This is a genomic window from Paenibacillus sp. FSL H8-0261 (assembly GCF_045040645.1).
GTDB lineage: Bacteria > Bacillota > Bacilli > Paenibacillales > Paenibacillaceae > Paenibacillus_AQ.
Window position 1 is genome coordinate 134,671 of the sequence record NZ_CP150297.1, and the last position, 19,217, is coordinate 153,887.

14 protein-coding genes, 10 tRNA genes, 3 rRNA genes and 1 other RNA gene are annotated in these 19,217 nt (G+C 46.6%); all 28 read left to right on the plus strand.

Annotation, left to right across the window (positions count from 1 at the left end):
* Positions 1–4: 4 nt before the first annotated feature.
* The 28 genes from MHI27_RS00625 to MHI27_RS00760 all read left to right on the plus strand — a co-directional run bounded on the left by MHI27_RS00625 (position 5) and on the right by MHI27_RS00760 (position 19,192).
* Positions 5–1,282, plus strand: a complete 1,278-nt coding sequence (locus MHI27_RS00625) for a radical SAM protein (RefSeq protein ID WP_042183978.1) — start codon at positions 5–7, stop codon at positions 1,280–1,282.
* A gap of 131 nt (positions 1,283–1,413) precedes the next feature.
* Positions 1,414–1,611: a 50S ribosomal protein L31 gene (gene rpmE / locus MHI27_RS00630; protein ID WP_042123239.1), complete on the plus strand. Its 198-nt coding sequence runs from the start codon at positions 1,414–1,416 to the stop codon at positions 1,609–1,611.
* 116 nt (positions 1,612–1,727) lie between these two features.
* An RNA gene (gene ffs / locus MHI27_RS00635) (signal recognition particle sRNA large type) lies at positions 1,728–1,996 on the plus strand.
* A 137-nt stretch (positions 1,997–2,133) separates the two neighbouring features.
* Positions 2,134–3,909, plus strand: a complete 1,776-nt coding sequence (gene dnaX, locus MHI27_RS00640; RefSeq protein ID WP_076301044.1) for a DNA polymerase III subunit gamma/tau — start codon at positions 2,134–2,136, stop codon at positions 3,907–3,909.
* 47 nt (positions 3,910–3,956) lie between these two features.
* Positions 3,957–4,268, plus strand: a complete 312-nt coding sequence (locus tag MHI27_RS00645; RefSeq protein ID WP_042183982.1) for a YbaB/EbfC family nucleoid-associated protein — start codon at positions 3,957–3,959, stop codon at positions 4,266–4,268.
* Between the two features lie 39 nt (positions 4,269–4,307).
* Complete coding sequence (recR, locus tag MHI27_RS00650) at positions 4,308–4,907, plus strand: recombination mediator RecR (protein ID WP_042123249.1); 600 nt, start codon at positions 4,308–4,310, stop codon at positions 4,905–4,907.
* A 136-nt stretch (positions 4,908–5,043) separates the two neighbouring features.
* Positions 5,044–5,295 carry a DUF2508 family protein gene (locus MHI27_RS00655; RefSeq protein ID WP_052404100.1) on the plus strand — a complete coding sequence of 84 codons (252 nt, stop codon included), beginning with the start codon at positions 5,044–5,046 and terminating at the stop codon, positions 5,293–5,295.
* Between the two features lie 43 nt (positions 5,296–5,338).
* On the plus strand, positions 5,339–5,596 hold the full coding sequence (locus MHI27_RS00660) for a pro-sigmaK processing inhibitor BofA family protein (protein ID WP_405176674.1): 258 nt from the start codon (positions 5,339–5,341) through the stop codon (positions 5,594–5,596).
* A gap of 302 nt (positions 5,597–5,898) precedes the next feature.
* Positions 5,899–7,456 (plus strand): 16S ribosomal RNA (locus tag MHI27_RS00665).
* 124 nt (positions 7,457–7,580) lie between these two features.
* A 5S ribosomal RNA gene (gene rrf / locus MHI27_RS00670) occupies positions 7,581–7,697 on the plus strand.
* 45 nt (positions 7,698–7,742) lie between these two features.
* Positions 7,743–7,819: transfer RNA gene (locus tag MHI27_RS00675), tRNA-Ile, on the plus strand.
* Between the two features lie 20 nt (positions 7,820–7,839).
* Positions 7,840–7,915, plus strand: a tRNA-Ala gene (locus tag MHI27_RS00680).
* A gap of 140 nt (positions 7,916–8,055) precedes the next feature.
* A 23S ribosomal RNA gene (locus tag MHI27_RS00685) occupies positions 8,056–10,984 on the plus strand.
* Together the 16S, 23S and 5S rRNA genes with 10 tRNA genes alongside form the textbook arrangement of a ribosomal RNA operon.
* A gap of 82 nt (positions 10,985–11,066) precedes the next feature.
* Positions 11,067–11,158, plus strand: a tRNA-Ser gene (locus MHI27_RS00690).
* Positions 11,159–11,188: 30 nt separating this feature from the next.
* Positions 11,189–11,265: transfer RNA gene (locus MHI27_RS00695), tRNA-Met, on the plus strand.
* Between the two features lie 8 nt (positions 11,266–11,273).
* A tRNA-Val gene (locus MHI27_RS00700) sits at positions 11,274–11,349 on the plus strand.
* Positions 11,350–11,382: 33 nt separating this feature from the next.
* Positions 11,383–11,458, plus strand: a tRNA-Thr gene (locus MHI27_RS00705).
* Between the two features lie 13 nt (positions 11,459–11,471).
* Positions 11,472–11,549: transfer RNA gene (locus MHI27_RS00710), tRNA-Asp, on the plus strand.
* 66 nt (positions 11,550–11,615) lie between these two features.
* Positions 11,616–11,688, plus strand: a tRNA-Phe gene (locus MHI27_RS00715).
* 9 nt (positions 11,689–11,697) lie between these two features.
* Positions 11,698–11,783 (plus strand) — tRNA-Tyr (locus tag MHI27_RS00720).
* Between the two features lie 5 nt (positions 11,784–11,788).
* Positions 11,789–11,861 (plus strand) — tRNA-Lys (locus MHI27_RS00725).
* Positions 11,862–12,010: 149 nt separating this feature from the next.
* Positions 12,011–13,105 (plus strand): CdaR family transcriptional regulator, encoded by a 1,095-nt coding sequence (locus MHI27_RS00730; RefSeq protein WP_042183986.1) that lies wholly within the window; start codon positions 12,011–12,013, stop codon positions 13,103–13,105.
* Positions 13,106–13,219: 114 nt separating this feature from the next.
* Positions 13,220–14,341, plus strand: a complete 1,122-nt coding sequence (locus MHI27_RS00735; RefSeq protein WP_042123255.1) for an ABC transporter ATP-binding protein — start codon at positions 13,220–13,222, stop codon at positions 14,339–14,341.
* A gap of 210 nt (positions 14,342–14,551) precedes the next feature.
* Positions 14,552–15,490: an HPr(Ser) kinase/phosphatase gene (gene hprK / locus MHI27_RS00740; protein ID WP_042183988.1), complete on the plus strand. Its 939-nt coding sequence runs from the start codon at positions 14,552–14,554 to the stop codon at positions 15,488–15,490.
* 12 nt (positions 15,491–15,502) lie between these two features.
* Entirely contained in the window at positions 15,503–16,534 is a 1,032-nt protein-coding gene (lgt, locus tag MHI27_RS00745) for a prolipoprotein diacylglyceryl transferase (protein WP_341059075.1), read from the plus strand.
* Positions 16,535–16,539: 5 nt separating this feature from the next.
* Positions 16,540–17,196, plus strand: a complete 657-nt coding sequence (gene ppaX / locus MHI27_RS00750) for a pyrophosphatase PpaX (protein ID WP_405175365.1) — start codon at positions 16,540–16,542, stop codon at positions 17,194–17,196.
* A complete protein-coding gene (locus tag MHI27_RS00755) occupies positions 17,193–17,702 on the plus strand; it encodes an acyltransferase (protein ID WP_405175366.1) in 510 nt (169 codons plus the stop codon). The genes ppaX and MHI27_RS00755 overlap by 4 nt, the downstream gene beginning before the upstream one ends.
* Before the next feature lie 293 nt (positions 17,703–17,995).
* Positions 17,996–19,192 carry an acyltransferase gene (locus MHI27_RS00760; protein ID WP_405175367.1) on the plus strand — a complete coding sequence of 399 codons (1,197 nt, stop codon included), beginning with the start codon at positions 17,996–17,998 and terminating at the stop codon, positions 19,190–19,192.
* Positions 19,193–19,217: the final 25 nt, after the last annotated feature.

Here is a 19,217-nt window from a genome sequence, read left to right on the forward strand (position 1 = left end):
TAACATGTATTTGGTATATGCCGACGGGCAAGGAAACGTATATGATCATCCAGAACTGTACGGGTTAGCCCGTAGTGGGGATATGATCGTTGAAATGTTGGAGGAAGAGTTGATTCCGCTGCCTGAAGGCGCCACTCTTGTGGGCTTGCCTAGTACGCGGGCTGTGGGTATGGATCCTGAGACAGGTGAAATGATGGCGTTGCCGGATGGCTCACAGGCTGTAGGCGCGCTGCTGCCTCAGGGCTATACTCGCTTGTGTCTTCCTGGGTATGTAAAGACAGATAAGTCTTACAAGCTTCCTCTGTTTGGGTATTCGGCTGTAGTGTGGAAGGATGGCGGGTTCTATGTTGCGGCGGATCCAACCGATAATCCGGAGAAGTGGAACCCACTGAACTGTGATAAACAGGATCTTGAGGTAAGCGTTGGCGAGTTGACTGCCAAATATCCTGATAACCGTCTCTATGAGCATCTTTCTAACTGTGCGCTTGGTTATGAATGCCTGACTTCCTCCAACACCTTCTTAGGGCGTTGGGAGGGCGGTGTACCTGTCTCTTATTCATGTAATGCTGGATGTTTTGGCTGTATTTCTGAGCAACCTGATGATAGTGGTTTTGTGTCTCCGCAGACTCGTATGAATTTCCGACCAACGGTCAATGAAATTTCACAAGTTATGTTGGAGCACTTGAAGACGCCTGAATCGATTATCAGTTTTGGACAAGGCTGTGAAGGTGAGCCTTCTACGCAGGCAAAACTTATTATAGAAGCAATCCGTGAAGTGCGCTCGATTACTGACATGGGCTACATTAATATCAACACCAATGCTGGTTTAAGCGATCATATTCGTGGAATCGTCGATGCTGGGCTGGATTTGATGCGTGTCAGCACGATCAGTGCCTTAGATGATCATTACAATGCGTATTACAAACCACGTGGCTACACATTGGCTAATGTAGAGAAGTCTTTGAAGTATGCTGCCTCGCAAGGTGTTTACACATCGATCAACTATCTGATTTTCCCTGGAGTAACTGATCGCGAAGAAGAGATTGAGGCAATGGTGGAGTTTGTAAGACGTACGGATCTGAAGCTTATTCAGATGCGTAATCTGAACATTGATCCAGAGAGTTATCTGGAGTTAATTCCTCCTGCTAAGGGTGAAATTCTCGGCATGAAGACGATGCTGGAAATTTTCCGGGACGAATTGCCGGATGTTGTTATTGGTTCTTACACACATGTACCACCAGCAAATATGGCTCGGGTAAAGCAACGGCAACTCAACATTTAATAGAGTAAATGTACCAATGAATTACCAATGAAACATATTGATCAATTGAATTTTTCGTGCTAAAATACCACAGTGTAATCATATAACTCTGGGTCCGCATGAGGCTTAGGGCATGAGAGGTGAAATTCAAAATGCAAGCAGCAATTCAACCAAAGTATAACTTAACTAAGGTAACCTGCGCATGTGGCAACTCTTTCGAAGCTGGCTCTGTTAAACAAGAGCTTCGTGTTGAAATTTGCTCCAGCTGCCATCCTTTCTTCACTGGCAAGCAGAAGTTCCTGGATGCCGGCGGTCGCGTTGATAAATTCAAGAAGAAATACGGTATCTAATTGGAACAGCCGCTTAGCGGCTTAATGGTTAGATCGAGCTCCCAGCTTTCTCGCTGGGGGCTCATTTTATGTCTTGGAGTTGATTTTTGTCCGAGCGTGAGCTATACTTATCTTCGCCGTGCTAGACGGGGAGGTAGCGGTGCCCTGTAACTCGCAATCCGCTGTAGCGAGGTTGAATTCCTGTTAGAGGTGCTATCGATGTGAGGCCTTGGTTCCTACGGGCTGTGTTGACGGTTGGGTCCTCCGCAATGAGTGCTTATGAACCTGGTCAGGTCCGGAAGGAAGCAGCCATAAGTAAGTTTACTCTTGTGCCGGAGGGTGGCCTAGCCCGAGCAGTCATGTAGGGTTGCCGCTTGGATCGTAGTCATCAATAACAGGTGCACGGTTTATAATTCTGTTTATAACAGCATCTTTGCCACAAGCAAAGATGCTTTTTGTTTTTGGTCAATGGCCGATGAATATAGTATAATAAATTTGCGACAAATGCCGGGAAAGAGGCAGCCTAAGAGAGGGTAATGCATAGTGGAACATATCGCGCTGTACCGTGCTTGGCGGCCGCAGTCGTTTCAAGACATGGTTGGACAACAGCACATTATCCAAACGCTGCAGAACGCAATTCGTGAACAGCGGGTTTCGCATGCCTATCTGTTCAGTGGTCCGCGGGGAACTGGTAAGACAAGTGCTGCTAAAGTCTTAGCGAAAGCGGTCAATTGTGAACGTGGGCCAGGTCCGGAGCCTTGCAACGAGTGTCCTTCCTGCTTGCGAATCACTGCGGGTAATGTGATGGATGTGCAGGAAATAGACGCGGCATCCAACCGGGGCGTAGAAGAGATTCGCGACCTCCGGGACAAGGTGAAATATGCACCTACCGAGGTGCGCCGTAAAGTGTATATTATTGATGAAGTGCATATGCTGACAACAGAAGCATTTAATGCGCTATTAAAGACATTGGAAGAACCGCCGTCACATGCAATGTTCATCCTTGCGACTACGGAACCTCATAAATTGCCAGCGACGATCATTTCTCGTTGTCAGCGTTTTGACTTCCGCAGAGTAGCTTTGGAAGAGCAGACAGCACATCTGAGTGCTATCTGTGAGAAGGAAGGGATTACAGCTGATGTTAACGCATTGCAGTATATTGCCCGCCTTTCTGATGGGGGTATGCGCGATGCAGTGAGTTTGCTGGATCAGATTTCATCTTTTACAGATGGCAAAGTTACGTACGAGCAAGTCCTGGGGATGACCGGAGGGATACCCTCTGAGCAATTTGCACGTCTTGCCACTGCCATATTGGAAGGTGATATGGGTCTTCTGCTGGAGCTTGTTGAACAGCTTATGCATGAAGGTAAGAGTGCTGATAAATGTCTAGAGAATCTTATGTATTATTTCCGTGATTTATTAATGATTAAGATGGTACCTGGGGCCGATCAACTGACGGAGCGAGTGCTTAATCCCGCCGAGTTTAAAGATATGGCCACCGCATTTTCCCGGGATCGTCTGTTTCAGATCGTAGATACACTTAATAAGTACCTGGGTGAAATGAAATATGCTACTCATCCGCAGACTTTGTTTGAAGTCGCGCTGATGAAGCTTTGTAGCTTGCAGCAAGAGGAAAGTGAGACCGCATCAGCTGCTCCGTTAGGTGCATTGCAGGCTGGGTCAGGGGCGAATGCTCCTGCAGTCCACTCTGGTGAACTGGATCTGCTCAAGAGACAGATTACTGCGCTGGAGAAAAAGCTGGAGCAGGCATTGCAGGCCGGTGGTATTTCCGGAGGTGGGCGAGATGGTGCCTCTTCTGCGAAATCGAATCCGACTCCAAGTTCTGCGCCTAGAATCTCTGCAACCTCCAAAATGCCTCCAAATGTTGATAAGTTTATTGCTGGTAAGGATAGTCCTGATTTTGCAGCTATCTATAAACAGTGGAGTCTTGTCTTGCAAGGGGTAAAAGAGGAGAAGGTAACGGTTCATGCGTGGTTTGTAGACGGAGAACCTGTATCTGTAATGGACGATGCTGTGCTTGTTGCATTTAAGAACACGATTCATCGTGATACAACGGAGAAGCCAGCAAACAGACAGGTCATTGAGAATGTGTTTGCAGCGCGTCTTGGTAAACCTTATAGACTGGTAACTATTATGCAGCGCGATTGGAACGAAGCCGCTCAGAAGTCAGTGGGACAGCCTAGCAAGGAAGAGTTGCGGCTAGAGCATGAACATGATACTGCAGATGCGAAATCTGAACCTTGGATTGATGAGGCTATCCAGCTTTTTGGAGAAGACCTTGTTGTCATAAAAGAGTAATGTAAGCATACTAGCGCAAATTGCGCATTCCAAAGGAGAGATGATGTATGAATAATATGAACCAAATGATGAAGCAAGTTAAGAAAATGCAGGAGCAAATGCTTAAAGCTCAAGAAGAACTAGGGGGCAAGGTGATTGAAGGCTCATCAGGTGGCGGTGTAGTTACAGTTCAAGTTAATGGCCACAAAAAGCTGCTTTCTATCCAAATCAAGCCAGAAGCTGTTGATCCGGAAGATGTTGAAATGCTACAGGATTTGGTAATCACTGCAGTTAATGATGCTTTGACTCAAGCTGAAGATCTTGCGAACAATGATATGGGTAAATTTACTGGTGGAATGAAGATCCCAGGCTTGTTCTAATTCACTCACTCCACTTTCGTCTAAAGGAGAATTATTAATTTGTATTATCCCGAACCGCTAGCCAAGCTGATCGATGCTTTTACGCGCTTGCCCGGGATTGGGCCGAAGACAGCCGCCCGGTTAGCTTTTCATGTGCTTAACATGAAAGAGGATGACGTCATTGATTTTGCTAAAGCGCTAGTAAGTGTCAAGCGTAATCTTCATTATTGCTCCGTCTGCTGTAATATTACGGATACGGACCCGTGTAAGATATGTCAGGACAAAACTAGAGATCCTTCAGTAATCTGTGTGATCCAAGACTCCAAGGATTTGGTGGCAATAGAACGAACCAAAGAGTTTAATGGGTATTATCACGTTCTTCAGGGTGCGATTTCACCTATGGAAGGTATAGGCCCTGATGATATTCGCTTGAAGGAATTATTGACTCGTTTGAGTGATGAAAGAGTGAGTGAGCTTATCATGGCGACCAACCCCAACATTGAGGGTGAGGCAACGGCGATGTATATTTCTCGTCTAGTTCGGCCTTTTGAGATTAAAATCACCAGAATAGCCCATGGCTTGCCTGTTGGTGGCGATCTTGAATATGCCGACGAGGTTACCTTGTCCAAAGCGTTGGAAGGTCGTCGTGAGCTATTCTAGTAGCTCTAAAGTCGTGTTTTTCAAAAGGAGGCCCCCTGGGCCTCCTTTTTTTGTTCTAAGTTTGTCCCTATCCCGATATGAATGAGAATAACGAGATGTAATTTTGCATCGAAATTATTCTGAGGAGGAATGAGTAATGGGATGGTGGACCTCATTGTGGCGGGGAGCAGATGAAGAACAGGGTAGAAAAGATACGGAGGGCTGGGAAACGTTGCTGGAGGTTCGTAAGGCGCAATCTGAGTGGGAGAGAGCGTACCTAATGTTTGATGAAGCGTTGGGTCAAGATCAAATTGATTATGCTATTTATATTTTAGAGGCAGCAGAGCGTAAGTATCAGATACATCTCAAACATGCAAAGAGCATTGGATTAAATAGCAGTCAGATGTAGGCGCTAACCAAATGGAGATATAGGAGGGATCAACATGCTAAGAATGTTAGCTATAGGAGTACTGGTCATATCGGTTGTATTGTTAAGTGTAATTGTATTCCGGAAAAAACTTGGCTTTGGATGGCTTAGTCTGTTCGGAGCTCATTTGGTACTGGCTGCGCTCACGATATATGTAGTGAATTTCTCGGGTTTAATCACACAAGTTCATATTCCCCTGAATCCCGCAACCATAGGCGCAGTAACGGTTCTTGGTCTTCCAGGCGTAGTAATGTTAATAGGATTAAGAATTATTTTGTTTTAATGCTTGACGTGAGTTTGAAAAATATGATACATTAAGTCTCGCCCCTTTGGACAAGATGTTGATTAACAACTTGCTGAAACGGTAAGCGAAAAAAAGAAATTAAAAAAACGCTTGACGAAAACAAAGGTGCTGTGATATATTATAAAGGTCGCTGCTGACAAGCAACGACAACGAAAGATGAGACATTGATCTTTGAAAACTGAACAACGAGTGAGTGGGAAATCACGAAAGTGAAATCCAAAATTAGAGAATTAATTTTCTCGTCAGATGTTTCAAAATGAGCATATCGCTCTTTTCAATACTAATTGGAGAGTTTGATCCTGGCTCAGGACGAACGCTGGCGGCGTGCCTAATACATGCAAGTCGAGCGGAGTTGTTTTGAAAGCTTGCTTTCAAAACAACTTAGCGGCGGACGGGTGAGTAACACGTAGGCAACCTGCCCCTTAGACTGGGATAACTACCGGAAACGGTAGCTAATACCGGATAATTTCTTTTTTCTCCTGAAGAAAGAATGAAAGACGGAGCAATCTGTCACTGAGGGATGGGCCTGCGGCGCATTAGCTAGTTGGTGGGGTAACGGCCCACCAAGGCGACGATGCGTAGCCGACCTGAGAGGGTGAACGGCCACACTGGGACTGAGACACGGCCCAGACTCCTACGGGAGGCAGCAGTAGGGAATCTTCCGCAATGGACGAAAGTCTGACGGAGCAACGCCGCGTGAGTGATGAAGGTTTTCGGATCGTAAAGCTCTGTTGCCAGGGAAGAACGTCCGGTAGAGTAACTGCTATCGGAGTGACGGTACCTGAGAAGAAAGCCCCGGCTAACTACGTGCCAGCAGCCGCGGTAATACGTAGGGGGCAAGCGTTGTCCGGAATTATTGGGCGTAAAGCGCGCGCAGGCGGTCATTTAAGTCTGGTGTTTAAACCTTGGGCTCAACCTGAGGTCGCACTGGAAACTGGGTGACTTGAGTACAGAAGAGGAAAGTGGAATTCCACGTGTAGCGGTGAAATGCGTAGATATGTGGAGGAACACCAGTGGCGAAGGCGACTTTCTGGGCTGTAACTGACGCTGAGGCGCGAAAGCGTGGGGAGCAAACAGGATTAGATACCCTGGTAGTCCACGCCGTAAACGATGAGTGCTAGGTGTTAGGGGTTTCGATACCCTTGGTGCCGAAGTTAACACAGTAAGCACTCCGCCTGGGGAGTACGGTCGCAAGACTGAAACTCAAAGGAATTGACGGGGACCCGCACAAGCAGTGGAGTATGTGGTTTAATTCGAAGCAACGCGAAGAACCTTACCAGGTCTTGACATCCCTCTGAATCCACTAGAGATAGTGGCGGCCTTCGGGACAGAGGAGACAGGTGGTGCATGGTTGTCGTCAGCTCGTGTCGTGAGATGTTGGGTTAAGTCCCGCAACGAGCGCAACCCTTAACTTTAGTTGCCAGCAGGTAAGGCTGGGCACTCTAGAGTGACTGCCGGTGACAAACCGGAGGAAGGTGGGGATGACGTCAAATCATCATGCCCCTTATGACCTGGGCTACACACGTACTACAATGGCCGGTACAACGGGAAGCGAAACCGCGAGGTGAAGCCAATCCCATCAAAGCCGGTCTCAGTTCGGATTGCAGGCTGCAACTCGCCTGCATGAAGTCGGAATTGCTAGTAATCGCGGATCAGCATGCCGCGGTGAATACGTTCCCGGGTCTTGTACACACCGCCCGTCACACCACGAGAGTTTACAACACCCGAAGTCGGTGGGGTAACCCGCAAGGGAGCCAGCCGCCGAAGGTGGGGTAGATGATTGGGGTGAAGTCGTAACAAGGTAGCCGTATCGGAAGGTGCGGCTGGATCACCTCCTTTCTATGGAGAATCGTCTTCTGCAATGAAGACATTCAAATCGGAAGTTAAACTTCCACAATAGAACCTTAGGGTTCGAACACTCACTCGTGTTCAGTTTTGAAAGAGCAAGTCTCTTTCGTATGCGTTTGGTGGCGATAGCGGAGGGGTTCCACACGTACCCATCCCGAACACGACCGTTAAGCCCTCCAGCGCCGATGGTACTTGGACCGAAGGGTCCTGGGAGAGTAGGACGCCGCCAAGCGGACAACCATTCTTTGGTTGATTCACAATGTTATATATGTTATATGGGCTTTTAGCTCAGTTGGTTAGAGCGCACCTCTGATAAGGGTGAGGTCGGTGGTTCGAGTCCACCAAGGCCCACCATATAACTTTATATCTTTTATGGGGCCATAGCTCAGCTGGGAGAGCGCCTGCCTTGCAAGCAGGAGGTCAGCGGTTCGATCCCGCTTGGCTCCACCATAATTTTTAATTCAATACCTTCTTTAAACATTGATCCTTGAAAACTGGATACCGAAACGAATTTGCGTTTTAGAACATCTTTTAGCAACTTGTGCAAACAAGTAAATGTTATTAGTGAGATTTTTCTTAGGAAAAATCAAGGTTAAGCTAATAAGAGCACACGGAGGATGCCTAGGCGCCAGGAGCCGACGAAGGACGTGGCGAACAACGAAACTGCCTCGGGGAGCTGTAAGCAAGCTTTGATCCGGGGGTGTCCGAATGGGGAAACCCAGCTGTGGTAATTCGCAGTTACTCATCTCTGAACACATAGGAGATGTAGAGGCAGACCAGGGGAACTGAAACATCTAAGTACCCTGAGGAAGAGAAAACAATAGTGATTCCGTCAGTAGCGGCGAGCGAACGCGGAACAGCCTAAACCTAAGAGCTTGCTCTTAGGGGTTGTGGGACGTCTCACATGGAGTTACAAAGGAATATGGTAGGTGAAGAGGTCTGGAAAGGCCCGCGATAGAGGTAAAAGCCCTGTAACCTAAACTGTGTTCTCTCCGAGACGGATCCCGAGTAGTGCGGGGCACGTGAAACCCCGTATGAATCCAGCAGGACCATCTGCTAAGGCTAAATACTACCTGGCGACCGATAGTGAAACAGTACCGTGAGGGAAAGGTGAAAAGCACCCCGGAAGGGGAGTGAAATAGAACCTGAAACCGTGTGCTTACAAAAAGTCAGAGCCCTATTAATGGGTGATGGCGTGCCTTTTGTAGAATGAACCGGCGAGTTACGTTTAACATGCAAGGTTAAGTCGAGAAGACGGAGCCGCAGCGAAAGCGAGTCTGAATAGGGCGATTTAGTATGTGGACGTAGACCCGAAACCGTGTGATCTACCCCTGTCCAGGGTGAAGGTGCGGTAACACGCACTGGAGGCCCGAACCCACGCATGTTGAAAAATGCGGGGATGAGGTGGGGGTAGCGGAGAAATTCCAATCGAACTCGGAGATAGCTGGTTCTCCCCGAAATAGCTTTAGGGCTAGCCTCGGTATAAGAGTAGTGGAGGTAGAGCACTGATTGGGTGCGGGGTCCGCAAGGATTACCAAGCTCAGTCAAACTCCGAATGCCATATACTTATTGCCGGGAGTCAGACAGTGAGTGCTAAGATCCATTGTCAAAAGGGAAACAGCCCAGACCATCAGCTAAGGTCCCCAAGTGTGTGTTAAGTGGGAAAGGATGTGGAGTTGCACAGACAACCAGGATGTTGGCTTAGAAGCAGCCACCATTGAAAGAGTGCGTAATAGCTCACTGGTCGAGTGACTCTGCGCCGAAAATGTAACGGGGCTAAACACACCACCGAAGCTATGGCTAGATACGTATGTATCTGGGGTAGGGGAGCGTTGTATGTGGGTTGAAGGTGTACCGTAAGGAGCGCTGGACAGCATACAAGTGAGAATGCCGGTATGAGTAACGAAAAGATCAGTGAGAATCTGATCCGCCGAAAGCCCAAGGTTTCCTGAGGAAGGCTCGTCCGCTCAGGGTAAGTCGGGACCTAAGGCGAGGCCGAAAGGCGTAGTCGAAGGACAACAGTTTGAAATTACTGTACCACCGTAATCCGCTATGAGCGATGGGGTGACGCAGGAGGGTAGTGACGCGGACTGATGGATATGTCCGTCTAAGCAGTGAGGCTGATGTGTAGGCAAATCCGCACATCGTTAAGGCTGGGCTGTGATGGGGAGCGAAAATTGTAGTAGCGAAGGTCATGATCTCACACTGCCAAGAAAAGCCTCTAGCCAGGAGAAGGTGCCCGTACCGCAAACCGACACAGGTAGGCGAGAAGAGAATTCTAAGGCGCGCGGAAGAACTCTCGTTAAGGAACTCGGCAAAATGACCCCGTAACTTCGGGAGAAGGGGTGCCCCGGTAGTGTGAATAGCACGAGGGGGCCGCAGTGAAAAGGCCCAAGCGACTGTTTAGCAAAAACACAGGTCTGTGCGAAGCCGCAAGGCGAAGTATACGGGCTGACGCCTGCCCGGTGCTGGAAGGTTAAGGGGAGTGGTTAGGGGTAACCCGAAGCTATGAACCGAAGCCCCAGTAAACGGCGGCCGTAACTATAACGGTCCTAAGGTAGCGAAATTCCTTGTCAGGTAAATTCTGACCCGCACGAATGGCGTAACGACTTGGGCGCTGTCTCAACGAGAGATCCGGTGAAATTTTAATACCTGTGAAGATGCAGGTTACCCGCGACAAGACGGAAAGACCCCATGGAGCTTTACTGCAGCTTGATATTGAATTTGGGTACGATCTGTACAGGATAGGTGGGAGCCGTAGAAATCGGAGCGCAAGCTTCGGTGGAGGCGCCGTTGGGATACCACCCTGATCGTATCTAGGTTCTAACCTAGTACCCTTACCGGGTACGGGGACCGTGTCAGGCGGGCAGTTTGACTGGGGCGGTCGCCTCCTAAAGAGTAACGGAGGCGTTCCAAGGTTCCCTCAGAATGGTTGGAAATCATTCGAAGAGTGCAAAGGCATAAGGGAGCTTGACTGCGAGACCTACAAGTCGAGCAGGGACGAAAGTCGGACTTAGTGATCCGGTGGTACCGCATGGAAGGGCCATCGCTCAACGGATAAAAGCTACCCTGGGGATAACAGGCTTATCTCCCCCAAGAGTCCACATCGACGGGGAGGTTTGGCACCTCGATGTCGGCTCATCGCATCCTGGGGCTGAAGTAGGTCCCAAGGGTTGGGCTGTTCGCCCATTAAAGCGGTACGCGAGCTGGGTTCAGAACGTCGTGAGACAGTTCGGTCCCTATCTGTCGTGGGCGCAGGAAATTTGAGAGGAGCTGTCCTTAGTACGAGAGGACCGGGATGGACGTACCGCTGGTGCACCAGTTGTTTCGCCAGAAGCATGGCTGGGTAGCTACGTACGGACGGGATAAGCGCTGAAAGCATCTAAGCGTGAAGCCCCCCTCAAGATGAGATTTCCCAATTAGTAAGACCCCTTGAAGACGACGAGGTAGATAGGTTGGAGGTGGAAGTGCAGTAATGCATGGAGCTGACCAATACTAATCGGTCGAGGGCTTATCCTATACTTAAAATGCAAATTCAATTCGGATTCAGTTTTCAGGGAGTCAAATTCCTGTTTGGATTGCTGTGGTACTGATATCGTTTGGAGAGATACCCAAGTGGCTATAAGGGGACCCTCTGCTAAGGGGTTAGACTGCGTAAGCGGTGCGTGGGTTCGAATCCCACTCTCTCCGCCATTTTCAATCCATAGCATTTCTAATTATTGTGGCGGTGTAGCTCAGCTGGCTAGAGCGTACGGTTCATACCCGTGAGGTCGGGGGTTCGATCCCCTTCGCCGCTACCATAATACCTGGAGGCTTAGCTCAGCTGGGAGAGCATCTGCCTTACAAGCAGAGGGTCGGGGGTTCGATCCCCTCAGCCTCCACCATTATTACTTTTTTAGAATTACTTTTTACACCGTGCCGGTGTAGCTCAACTGGTAGAGCAACTGACTTGTAATCAGTAGGTTGGGGGTTCAAGTCCTCTCGCCGGCACCATTATTATCAATGCGGAACCGTGGTGTAGTTGGCCTAACATGCCTGCCTGTCACGCAGGAGATCGCGAGTTCGAATCTCGTCGGTTCCGCCATTTTTTTCCACAAGACTAGGGTGGGAAGTTTAATGCTACCACTTTATTTTTATGTCAATTTAATATGGCTCGATAGCTCAGTCGGTAGAGCAGAGGACTGAAAATCCTCGTGTCGGCGGTTCGAATCCGTCTCGAGCCACTTTTCCCTGGGGGATTAGCGAAGTGGCCAAACGCATCAGACTGTAAATCTGCTCACGTACGTGTTCGGTGGTTCGAATCCATCATCCCCCACCATTTATGAGCCATTAGCTCAGTTGGTAGAGCACCTGACTTTTAATCAGGGTGTCGAAGGTTCGAGTCCTTCATGGCTCATCCCAAACAGAAAGTCATCACCTTATGGTGGTGGCTTTTTTTGTGTTTTATGGTTGTATTATAGTAGCGCGCTACTGTAGCGATTAACATAATATAAGAGAATATGCTAAAATAGGCGAAAAGAGCAAAAGTGGTGGAGCATGGTGACTATGGATAGTGAGACATTGCGGAAAAAATTAGAGCAGCTCACCGGAAAGAGAACCGGAATCAAGCAGTTAGGGAGGCAGCATTCAGCTTCTCTTTTTAGCATGGGATTAGAAGGACAGGATCAGCTGGTAATCCATGAGGGTCATCTCTGGGCACCTTTGTATGAGAGTGACGGACGTATAACCGCTGTCTGGGTAGAAATGGAGGGGCTCACCTCTCTGGAAGTACAACTGGTCAACTATGCAGTTCGAAATTTTGCTATTGCACTTAAAGCTACAGGGCTTAGAGAAGAAGGTGAAGTGGAGGCGCGGCAGCTTGGCGCTTGGTTGAACACGGAGCTAGAGCAAGAGAAGAATGACACTGAAATTCCCGATGAGATCACCCTAAAGGGACGTCTGTTCGGAGATATGATTCCATTCCTCCTAAGTAGTGAGATTGCTCATAGTCCACAGATCTCTTATCGTTCACTGATGAAATTATTGCGTAGCTATTTTGAGAACGAAATTCTGCTTATTCCCCTTCAAGAGAAGGAATGGTTAATTTTAGCTCGTAAAGAATTACTTACGGGCGGGGATGATAAGGATGATGAAGAAGAGAGTGTAGATGATCTTCTAGCACAGACTAGTATGGGGTTACATGAGCTGATAGCTAGTGAATGGGTAGGGGTATTCCATTTGGCAGTAGCTCCGGCTATAGTCCCTGTTAAGGGATTGACTGGATCTGTAGCTTTGCTCAGGGAGACGATTGTACTCGGTCGTATTTTTCAAGTAGGAGAGTATATTCATTTACCTTGGGAACTGCATTTGGAACGTCTGGTTAACAGCATTCCTGATGTACGCCGCAAACAGTTGCTTGGACAAATTGGTGACTACTCCTCTGTACTATCAGATAAAGAAATGCTGCTGACTTTGGAGACCTTTTTTGAGATGGACTGTAATGTAAGTGAAACCGCCAAGAAGTTGTATATCCATCGAAATACGCTGCTTTACCGTCTGGATAAGATAAAACAAGAGACCGGAGCAGATGTACGAAGCTTTGGGGACGCTGCTATTGTTAAGCTTACTATGCTTTTGTATAAAGTGACGAAAAGGAAATAGGTTTTTTGTGAACCTTACAAATAGCCATAGTGTCCCGACTGGGGTAATATAAATGTACAAGGAAACAGAATTTTTATATTAACTAATTAATAATTAACTCGAGGGGGAAATACAATGGCAGGCGTACGTTTAGAGCATATTTTCAAAAAATACCCGGGTTCAGATAAAGCAACAGTAATCGATATCAATCTTGATATTAAAGATAAGGAATTTCTAGTATTGGTTGGACCTTCCGGTTGTGGTAAATCCACAACTTTGCGTATGATCGCTGGTTTGGAAGAAATCTCCGAAGGTAAAATGTACATTGGCGATCGTGTAGTTAATGACGTTGCACCTAAAGACCGCGATATCGCGATGGTATTCCAATCCTACGCCCTGTATCCGCATATGAGCGTATACCAAAACATGGCTTTCGGTTTGAAACTTCGTAAAGTGAAGAAGGATGAAATCGACAAGAAAGTTCGCGAAGCTGCTAAAATTCTTGATATCGAGCATTTGCTAGATCGTAAACCAAAAGCGCTTTCCGGTGGTCAACGCCAACGTGTCGCTTTGGGACGCGCTATCGTACGTGATCCACAAGTCTTCTTGATGGATGAGCCTCTTTCCAACTTGGATGCTAAACTTCGTGGTCAAATGCGTGCTGAAATCACTAAACTGGTTAAGCGCCTTGAAACTACTTGTATCTACGTAACGCATGACCAAACAGAAGCTATGACAATGGGTGATCGCATCGTAGTTATGTATGATGGTATCATTCAACAAGCAGCTTCCCCTGAAGAGTTGTACAATGAACCTACAAACTTGTTCGTAGCTGGATTTATCGGATCCCCTACAATGAACTTTATCAATGGTACTTTGTCCGAAGTGAGCGGTTCTATCCGTTTCCGTGCTGAGAACCTTGACGTTGAAGTACCAGGCGGAAAAGCTCAAATCATCCGCAACAAAGGTTACATCGGTAAAGAAGTAATCATGGGCGTTCGTCCAGAAGATATCCATGAAGAGCCAGTATTCTTGGAAGCTTCCCCGAACACAATCTTCACTTCATTGGTTGATGTTACTGAAAACCTTGGTCACGAAATGCTCCTTTACTTGAGCGGCCTTGGTAAATCTACTGTAATCGCTCGTGTAGATGGACGTTCCACTACTCGCGAAGGCAGCAAGCCTAAATTGGCTATTGATATGAACAAAATTCACTTCTTTGATAAAGAATCCGAAGCTAACATTTTGTTGGGATAAGATTGTAAAGATCTTTTCTCTCTTGATAAAGCCACCCGAAAGGGTGGCTTTATTGTTTAGATGGCCCCTGTTTGGTTAGGCGCTAAGATTGCATTCATAAGCGTTATCAATTAAGATAGCAGGAGAATTACCTCCGGAATGTAAAGAGATCGCTGCCAACCGGACGCAGTAAGCGGACAAATACCGCAGGTGACGAAAGGACGAAATTACATGGCTAAGAAAGTAAAAGTATCTGAATTGGTACAGCATTTTCAATTAGAGGTTATTTCCGGCCAGGAAGGTCTAAAGAGACCCATCACGGTCGATGACCTGAATCGCCCTGGACTAGAGATTGCTGGTTATTTTGAATATTATCCAGAAGAACGTGTTCAATTGCTAGGCAAAACAGAACTCGCTTTTTTCTCCATGCTGCCCGAAGCTGAGCGGAAAAGTCGACTTCGTGGAATTTGTAATGATAACACACCTTGTATTGTAATTACACGTGGTTTGGAAGTGCCTCAGGAGTTAATTGACATAAGTAATGAAAAGGCCCTTCCTGTGCTTCGCAGCTCGATGGCTACGACTATTTTTTCCAGCCGTTTGACGAGCTTTCTAGAAGGAAAATTAGCTCCTACGGCGACTATTCATGGCGTACTTTGTGATGTATATGGTGTAGGTATGCTAATTACGGGTAGTAGTGGGATTGGTAAAAGTGAAACAGCCCTTGAGCTTGTAAAACGCGGTCATCGATTGATTGCTGATGATGCCGTAGAAATCCGTCAGACTTCAGATAACCAGCTGCATGGTACAGCCCCTGAGTTAATCCGTCATTTACTGGAGATCCGTGGAGTAGGTATCATTAATGTAATGACACTTTTTGGTGCGGGTGCCATTCGTAATCATAAACGGATTACACTTGTTGTTAGATTGGAAGCATGGCAGCAAGACAAGCAGTATGATCGACTTGGACTTGATGAGGAAACGACACGGATTATTGACACAGATGTTCCGCTTGTAACGATTCCCGTACGCCCAGGACGTAACCTTGCAGTTATTATAGAGGTTGCAGCGATGAACTATCGCCTGAAACAAATGGGCTTTAATGCAGCCCTGCAGTTCACGAATAAGCTAACTGCGACCATATCTGAAGATATGGATGATCTCGATTAGGAGTGTGAGAGAATGTTCCCATTGGCACTAAATCCTATTTTCTTCTCAATTGGATCACTGCAAGTACACTGGTACGGATTAATACTAGGTTTCGGTGCACTCGCGGGGTTATTTCTTGCGATCCGCGAGGGCAAACGGTTTGGTATACCACAAGAATTCTTTATGGATATGCTGCTGCTAGGTGTGCCTTCGGCCATTATTGGGGCACGGATTTACTTTGTAGCGTTTAAATGGGAGGATTATAAGGATAATTTAATAGATGTCTTTAAGATCTGGAATGGTGGCATCGCCATTTACGGTGCGTTAATTGGAGCCATTATTTGCGGGATTATTTATTTCCGCTATAAAGGCTACCCCTTCTGGCGTATCGTTGATATTTGTGCACCTGGACTACTTGCGGGTCAAATGATTGGACGCTGGGGAAACTTTGTCAACCAAGAGGCATACGGCAGCGTGGTTGAAGAGTCTTTTTTACGGGATAAACTGCATTTACCGGACTTCATTGTGAACCAAATGTACATAGGGGATGCTTTTCATCATCCGACCTTCTTGTATGAATCTCTTTGGAGCTTACTGGGTATCGCGCTACTAATGCTACTTCGTCGTCAGAAGTTTGTGCGAGCCGGTGAGATCTTCATGTCTTACTTTATATGGTATTCCATCGGTCGTTTCTTCATTGAAGCCATACGTACGGACAGCTTGGCCTTTAATGGAAGTGCAGGCTTGGCATCCTTTATGAACGGATTGTGGAAACCGATGGAATGGTTAGGTTTTGAGCAAGGATACTTGGACCCAAGCTATGGAAATATCCGTATTTCTCAGCTGCTTGCTCTACTGATCATCGTCGCAGCTGTACTGCTTATCATTATTCGTAGGGTCACCGGAGAGCCTAAAGCACATTATTCTGATCCTATCGTATGTACTAAACCGATCAAAGCAGATACCATAGTGCCTGAAAGCGCAGTAAATACACCGCAGAAAGCTCGTCACGGGGCTCAACCTGAGCAAGGACAGCCTGCGGATGGAGATAAGAAGGAGCAGTAAAGCTTATGATAGAATGCGTTCTTTTTGATCTAGATGGAACGATTGTCGATACGAATGAGCTAATTATTAGTTCGTTCATGTACGCGCTGAAGGACAATGGTCTACCTCCACTCACTAGGGAAGTGATTATTCCGCATATGGGCACAACCCTTCAGCAACAGATGAGAGTCTTCTCTGGACTTGAGGATGTAAGTGGTGCGCTTGAGAAATCCTACCGTTCTTATAATTATGAACATCACGATGAGTTAGTACGTCCCTTTCCTCAAGTGAATGAAACAATGGAAGAGCTCTTACGTCGTGGAATTAAATTGGGGATTGTGACTACAAAAATTCGTCCAACAACGATTAAATCGCTTGAGATGTTTGATTTGCTAAAGTACATGGATACGATTGTGACGGTGAACGATGTTACTGAACCAAAGCCACATCCAGAGCCTGTTCTGACAGCAGTCAATAACCTTGGCGTTGATCCTCGTAAAACTCTTATGGTGGGTGACAGTACGGTTGATATTCAGTCAGCAAAAGCTGCTGGTGTATATGCGGCTGGAGTATCGTGGTCTTTAAAAGGCGAAGAGACTCTCCGCAAGTATGATCCCGACTATATCATCCATAACATGAAGGATATTATAGAAATTGTGGAGCGAGGAACGAGTGAATCGTGAGAAACGTAACCCGATATCCTGTAGAAGGTCATAACTCACTTTGGTACATTTACCGTACGGTCAGCCCGTGGAAGGGTGTCCGCAATTTTATTTTTATTCAGATTGCCCGTTATTGCCCGATTCTACCGTTAAAGAACTGGATCTATCGTCAGATTCTCGGGATGAAGGTAGGCAAGCATACCTCCTTCGGTCTGATGGCGATGGTGGATGTATTTTTTCCGGAAAAAATAACGGTGGGTGAGAACTCTATTATCGGTTATAACACGACGATATTGGCGCATGAGTATTTAATCAAGGAGTATCGCCTGGGAGAAGTAGTGATTGGTGAAAATGTATTGATTGGCGCGAATACAACGATTCTTCCCGGTGTAACCATCGGTGATTGGGCAGTTGTTGCCGCAGGATCAGTAGTACACAAGAATGTGGCGGCTGGCTCTTTTGTAGGAGGCAATCCACTGCGAGAGCTACGTCCAGCTTCATCGGAAGATTCTTCGGAACAAGTGTAAAAGATGCTTCGTAAACCCTGCAGTTTCATATTGCGTTTTTTTAGCGCAGGATCTGCAGGGTTTCTTGCGTCTTGGAGAAGCATATTAAGAAAACTTTAAGATCTTCTTAAGTTTTTTATTCGGATGTAGGCGGTATAATTAACCTTAGTAATCACGTAAATCCCACGCTAGGCATTCAGCGTCAAATATCAGAATGTAAATTCAGCAAGTGCAGACTTCCTGGTATGTTCAGTTTCCACATTCCGCTTAGCGTCTCTATGAACAACCATCATAGTAGAGAAGAGGAATTTAATATGAATACTGTGAGACAGGAAAGGCTGCCCCAGCTGGATATTTTCAGAGCTCTAGCTATATTAGGAGTGCTGCATGTGCATGCCTCATCTTTTGCTGCTGGAGAGCAGGCACTGCATTCACCTTATTATTACTGGCTGAACTGGATTAACATTTTCTTTAAATTCGGTACGCCCTCATTTATTTTCCTTAGCAGCTTCGTATTGTTTTATAATTATTATGGTCGTCCTGTGACACGTAGCTTGATCATTAATTTCTACCGTCGACGATTAAAGTATATCTTACTGCCTTATTTGCTAGCTTCTATGGGCTATTATGCACTAACTCTATATGTGAACGGACGATTGATGCAGAGCCTTGGAGATAACTTGTTAAGCTTTTCTAGAGCGTTATTCTCGGGTTCCGCATATGCGCATTTGTATTTTGTCTTTATTAGCATTCAGTTTTATTTGCTTTTTCCAGTGCTGCTTAAGCTACTGCAGAGTTCCCGCTTCTTAATGAAATGGGCGATACCGATGGGTTTGGCGCTTCAGTGGGGTTTTATTTTTTGGAATAAGTACGAACTGCACATTGTTGAAAAAGGGAGCTTGGCAATCTCCTACCTAGCTTATTATATGATGGGTGCTTATATCGCCATTCACTTTGAGAAGGTGAAGCTGTGGCTGATAAAGCCATGGAGTGAGCTGGCTGCCAAGCAAAAAAGATGGACTGCCCTATTAGTAAGCTTGTGGTTAATTGCAGCCTTTATCCATGTGCAGCTATGGTATGTAGCCCGCCATTTTGGGGTGTGGACGGATTCGCTGTGGTACGAGCTATTATGGAATGTCCATACGATGTTATCAGCATTGGTTCTGATGTACTCTGCATTTTTGCTTTATCGTAAGGCCCCTCGTGTGATCGTTGCTTTCTTGACTCGTTTAGGTGAGTTGTCATTTGCAATTTATTTGATTCATCCGCTATTGCTGGCGATATATCGCAGGTTCCGATATCATATTCCCTTGGAATCGCTAACTTATGTTTTCTTCATCTATGGAGGACTTGTAGTTGCACTGGGAGGAAGCTGGTTCATGGTGCAGTTTGCTTTTCGCCGAATTCCTAAGTCATGGATCTTCTTGGGAAGTGTTCCTCGGTCTCTAGAGTCTAGTTCCAAGGTAAAGTCAGGACATGCCTCGGAGGAGATGAGGAAGGTTAATACTTGATTAGGCATCATTTTGATGCGGAGCT

Bases quoted from the DNA above. Each gene is read 5' to 3' on its own strand.
- MHI27_RS00625 (WP_042183978.1), top strand. From the start codon at position 5: ATGTATTTGGTATATGCCGACGGGCAAGGAAACGTATATGATCATCCA.
- rpmE (WP_042123239.1), top strand. From the start codon at position 1,414: ATGCAAGCAGCAATTCAACCAAAGTATAACTTAACTAAGGTAACCTGC.
- MHI27_RS00645 (WP_042183982.1), top strand. From the start codon at position 3,957: ATGAATAATATGAACCAAATGATGAAGCAAGTTAAGAAAATGCAGGAG.
- MHI27_RS00655 (WP_052404100.1), top strand. From the start codon at position 5,044: ATGGGATGGTGGACCTCATTGTGGCGGGGAGCAGATGAAGAACAGGGT.
- MHI27_RS00660 (WP_405176674.1), top strand. From the start codon at position 5,339: ATGTTAGCTATAGGAGTACTGGTCATATCGGTTGTATTGTTAAGTGTA.
- MHI27_RS00730 (WP_042183986.1), top strand. From the start codon at position 12,011: ATGGATAGTGAGACATTGCGGAAAAAATTAGAGCAGCTCACCGGAAAG.
- MHI27_RS00735 (WP_042123255.1), top strand. From the start codon at position 13,220: ATGGCAGGCGTACGTTTAGAGCATATTTTCAAAAAATACCCGGGTTCA.
- hprK (WP_042183988.1), top strand. From the start codon at position 14,552: ATGGCTAAGAAAGTAAAAGTATCTGAATTGGTACAGCATTTTCAATTA.
- lgt (WP_341059075.1), top strand. From the start codon at position 15,503: ATGTTCCCATTGGCACTAAATCCTATTTTCTTCTCAATTGGATCACTG.
- ppaX (WP_405175365.1), top strand. From the start codon at position 16,540: ATGATAGAATGCGTTCTTTTTGATCTAGATGGAACGATTGTCGATACG.
- MHI27_RS00760 (WP_405175367.1), top strand. From the start codon at position 17,996: ATGAATACTGTGAGACAGGAAAGGCTGCCCCAGCTGGATATTTTCAGA.